The 4,579-nt window shown below is 69.3% G+C and carries 4 protein-coding genes; all 4 read right to left on the reverse strand.

The window, feature by feature from the left end; all coding sequences use genetic code 11:
* Positions 1-130: 130 nt before the first annotated feature.
* The 4 genes from AX744_RS08165 to AX744_RS08180 are packed head-to-tail and all read right to left on the reverse strand — an operon-like array spanning position 131 to position 4,404.
* Entirely contained in the window at positions 131-583 is a 453-nt protein-coding gene (locus AX744_RS08165) for a hypothetical protein (protein ID WP_036341000.1), read from the reverse strand.
* Positions 580-2,082 (reverse strand): ATP-binding protein, encoded by a 1,503-nt coding sequence (locus AX744_RS08170; protein ID WP_058630946.1) that lies wholly within the window; start codon positions 2,080-2,082, stop codon positions 580-582. The genes AX744_RS08165 and AX744_RS08170 overlap by 4 nt, the downstream gene beginning before the upstream one ends.
* Positions 2,079-2,879: a hypothetical protein gene (locus AX744_RS08175; RefSeq protein WP_036340994.1), complete on the reverse strand. Its 801-nt coding sequence runs from the start codon at positions 2,877-2,879 to the stop codon at positions 2,079-2,081. The genes AX744_RS08170 and AX744_RS08175 overlap by 4 nt, the downstream gene beginning before the upstream one ends.
* 52 nt (positions 2,880-2,931) lie before the next feature.
* Entirely contained in the window at positions 2,932-4,404 is a 1,473-nt protein-coding gene (locus AX744_RS08180) for an SCO6880 family protein (RefSeq protein ID WP_052001299.1), read from the reverse strand.
* Between the last annotated feature and the right edge of the window lie 175 nt (positions 4,405-4,579).

A 4,579-nucleotide genomic window follows, 5' to 3' on the forward strand; every position in this document is an offset into this window, starting at 1 on the left:
GTGGCGCTCATCGTGCCGTCGTCGTGCACGGCGAGGCGGATCAGCGGCATCGAGACCGGCGCGGGAGCAGCGGCATGGGCAAGTGGTTTTCTCATGCCGTCAGGTGCGCCTGACGCCTCCCGGCGAGCGGCTAGAGCCTCGGCGCGGGCGGTTCGTTCCTTCGGCGGTGACCGATGCCGAACTGTGCGGCCTGAGTGGTGCGGTTCTGTATGCGCCGCGCCCAGTTCTCGGCCTCGACGAGCACCTGCCAGAAGTCCTCCGCACGCGCTTCGCCGGTGCGCTCGACGCCCCACATGTGCGTGCCGTCCGAGTGGCGCACGCGACGTTCCGCTGTCCACGTCCACGACGTCGGCAGCCGCTCGTCGTCTGACCAGTCGGTGCCGGTGTACTGCTCTTCGATCGCAAACCGTGAGCGGGTGTCGTTCTCCGGGTAGAACACGAAGTGCCCGGCGCCGAACGTCTCGGGATCTTCGTAGAAGAACTGCACCGCGCCCTCGTGCTTCCGAGCGATCCGGTTCAGGCCGTCGTCGAGCGCCGTCATCGTCAGCGTGAGGCGCTCCCGATCAGGTTCGCTCTGGCTCATCGCACGCTCCCGCCCGGAGAGCGCCCCGATGCCCGGGCACTCGTGTCGAAGAGCGCGAGCTCAGCAGGGTGCAACTGCTGTTGGACGACGAAGCTGCGTTCTTTGATGCGCCACAGGCCCTGCCCGACGCCGAGTGAGGGCAGCAGCTTACGCTCGGTGGTCGTCAGGCCGAGGGCCTTGGCGGTGACGCCCAGCTGGTCGGATTCCTGCCGGTAGATCACCCGCGTCTCGGCGTTCGCCAGCAGGCTGTTGGCGAGCGAACGCATGGCGCTGCCGGAGTCACCGACGTTCTCCAGATCGGTCAGCTTGTGGAAGATCAAGGCATTGGCGATGCCGTAGTGCCGGGCGAGCCGCCAGTGCGCGTCCATCCGTCTCAGCAACGACGGCTGAGACATCAGCCGCCACGCCTCGTCATAGATCACCCACCGTTGCCCGCCTGCCGGGTCGAGCAGCGCCGACTCCATCCACGCCGAACAGCACGTCATTAGCGCGCTGATGAGCGTGCTGTTCTCCGTCACCCGCGACAGGTCGAGGCTCATCATCGGCAGCGTCGGGTCGAACTGCACCGTCGAGGGGCCGTCGAACAATCCCGCCAAGTCGCCTGCGACCAAACGCCGCAAGGCGTGGCCGACGATGCGGCCGTCCTCGGTCAGTCGCCCGTCGGCGTCGTCGGACGGGGCGAGGATACGGTCTACGACCATCGGCAGAATCGGCACGGTGTTCTCTCGCACGGTCGCGATCAGCGCCGTGTCGATTGCGGTGTGCTCCAGCGGCGTGAGGCCTCGGTTGAGGACGACCTCGGCCAGCGCGCCGATGAGGTCGCGGCGGCGCGCTGCCACGGTGCTCTCCCACTCCGCATCGGTGAAGTGGGAGGGCCGATACCCCTCGTCCAGAGGGTTGAGCCTGTTGGCCATGCCGTGGCCGAGCGCGATCGCCCTGCCGCCGACCGCTTCAGCGATGACGGTATGTTCCCCTTTCGGGTCACCCGGCACGTACACGCGCCGCCCGAACGGCAGGCTGCGCGTGTAGAGCGACTTGGCCAGTGAGGACTTGCCGGACCCGACGATTCCGGCCAGCACGACGTTCGGCGCGGTGATGACGCCGTTGGCGTACAGCACCCACGGGTCGTAGACGAAGCTCCCGCCCGAGTACAAGTCTTGACCGACGAAGACACCGGACGAGCCGAGGCCGCCCTCGGCGACGAACGGGTACGCGCCGGAGAGGGTGGCGGAGGTGTCTTGATGTCGGGGCAACTGGAAGCGGCCCGGTGTACGCAGCATCGAGGGTCCGGGTTCCCCGGCGGCGGGCAGATACTGGCGTGCGGCGCGCTCGGCCTTGTCCGCTTCGGCGCGGGCCTTGGCCTCGTCTATCCGCTGCTGGCGCTGCTCGCGGTGCAGCTGGTCCGCGGCTTGGCGCCGCTGCTTGCGGTAGCGGCGCCGCTCTTTCGCGGGGGCGACCAGCACCGAGGCGTGCAGCTTCTCCTCGTCGCTGTGGCTCATCGTTCCAGCCCCCGGTCGCGCTTGATGTCCGCGATGCGGTCGGGGGTGAACCAGGACCCATCGCCACGCACGCGGTCGCGGCGCTCATCGAGCGCGCGGCGCGCGGCCTCGACGTTCGCCGCATCCTGTGCGGGCTCCACCCGCTGTGAACCGTCGGCGTTTGCTGTGGCGTTGGCTGGCGGGTTGTAGTCACGGTAGAGGGCGACGTTGCCGAGCGTCCGGTTGTAGGTGAGGGAGTAGCCGGCGGTCTTGGCGTATTTGTCGGTTGTGCTGTCGGGCAGCTCGTCGTAGACGTGCCCGTTTGCCAGCGCGGCATTGTTGGTCTCGTCGCCGTAGTCCAAGCCTCGCAGATACTCGATTGCCGCGTCGGTGCCGTCGCGGTCGATGAAGTCAAGCACCCGGTCGGCTTCCTCGCCCTGCAAGAACACCACGGTCACCCACTGGCGCTCGGACGGCTGCCAGGCGATGCGCCCCAGGTGCCCGGACGCCTGATCCAGGCAGCTCTCGGCGGCGCTGACATGCTGCGCGGCCTGGCGCAGCGCATCGGCAGCGGCCCAGACATCCGCGGCACCGAGGTCGCGGTCACCGTCGTCATGAGCGGCCCGGCCTTGGTAGGTGATACCTGCTCCGGCGAGCTGGATGAACGACTGTTCCAGCAAGCGGGTCGCGGCCAGTAGTTCCCCGACGATGCCGTGGAGCTTGTCGGGGTTGTCGATGCGTCGGCTGGCGTGCGCGAGGCCTCGCAACGCCGCGTTTGCTTCCGCAGCGTCAGCGGTCGGGTCGTTGAACGTGGGCATGTCGGACCTCCAGATGAACAGGTGCAGGTGGCTTCGAGGTGCGCCCGACGGCTCAGACCTTGCGGCACAGCGGCAGCGCGGCGGCGGTGAACGCTTGGGCCTGCTGGCCGACCAGCACGCGGGCCTCACACGAGGCTTGGATGGCGGCCTGCTCGATCGCAGCGACTGCCGCTTCCAGTTCCTCGAGCGAGTCGGCAGACACCGAGATCAGACCCGTGTAGCGGAGCACTCCGTGCCCGGCGGTGAGGTCTGCCTCCTGCTGGAGCACGTCGTGGTATTCAGCGGTTTGCGAAGCGTCTTCGATCTGCCCGATGCGGGCGCGCTGGGCCGCGTCGCTGATGTACTCGGTCTTCTTGCGGCGAATGTCGCGCGCGGCCTGATCGGTGCGCAGCGGGGTACAGATCAGCGAGAACGCACGGTGGATACCACTGGACAGCAACACGGGTGAGAGGAACCCCGGATGCACCATCGAGCGCGGCCACTCCGAAATCCAGACGACGGTGTGATAGGCCGAGTCGCTGCGCAGATGCCCCCACGACTCGGTGACCGCGACTGGCCCGGCGGTGGCGAGGTCGTGTCCGAGGTCGCCGTGGCGTTCCAGCGTCGCGGCGATAGCCGGGTCATACGCCGAGCGCAGGATGACCGCGATCTGCCCGGTGCTGAGCCAGCCCTTGCTCGTCAGGTCTGCCGAGCGCAGCGCTGCCGACAGGGTGCCCATCTCCTGCCGCAGTACGTTCGCCGCGCCCTTGATGCCGCCGCCAGCGGTGCGAATCTGGCGGGCGGCGGCGCGCATGTCCAGGCTCAGGCTGAGCGTGGTCGCGTGACGTTCCCCGGCAGGTCCGGCCCGGTCGATCAGCTCCTGATAGGTCGTCGCCGCCCACGAGCCGTCGGCGGTGCCGTGCGCGGCCCACCACTCGGCCAAGCCCTGCCCGGAGTCCGGCAGGGTGCGTTCCAGCACTTGCAGGGTGGCGATGCGCCCGGAGCGGCACACGGTCGCCAGCACCCGGCCCCACGCGGTCACGCGGCGTTCCTGCTCGCCGGGGTCGAGCAGCACGAACGCGGGATGGGTGATCACGGTGACGACGGTGAGGGTTCCGGCGGTCGGGTCGTGCACCATCCCGGCCCCGGTCTCGGGGTCGGTGTACTCGCGCAGCCGGGCCATGTCGCCGGGCAGCGCGAGCGTTCCCGCAGGGCGCGGGGTGACGATTCTGCGCCGGTAGGCCAGTTGCCCGCCGGTCTTGCGCCACAGCCACCAGCAGGCCACCGGCAGCCACTCGACGAGCGGGCGGCCCGCCACGGGAATCCAGGTGATCGCGGCAGCAAGTACCCAGATCGGGGCGGTGATGAGGAACAGGAGGCCGCCGCCGCCGTAGAACGCGGCCACGAGGCTCGCCCCACCGACGCCGAGGGTAATCAGCTGGCTCAGCGACAGGCCGAGCAGGATGCCGCGTCTGGTGAGGCGTGAGAACTTCACGGGCACCAGTTCGCCGCCACCTGGCTCGTGGGGCGTCTCCGGGCTGGGCATGGCGTGTCACTCCTTCGTCGGCTTGGGCTTCGGCGGCGGCGCGGAACTGGTCGGGGTTTTCGGCAGCGGTTGCGAGGGCGGCGGCGCGTGCGGGGTGACCGGAGCCGACCCCGCTTGCTCGGCACCGCTGGCCGCTTGATCGGCTTGACCGGCCAGCGGTGCCGAGCAAGCGGGG

This window comes from Microbacterium sp. CCH5-D1 (genome assembly GCF_001557335.1).
GTDB lineage: Bacteria > Actinomycetota > Actinomycetes > Actinomycetales > Microbacteriaceae > Microbacterium > Microbacterium oxydans.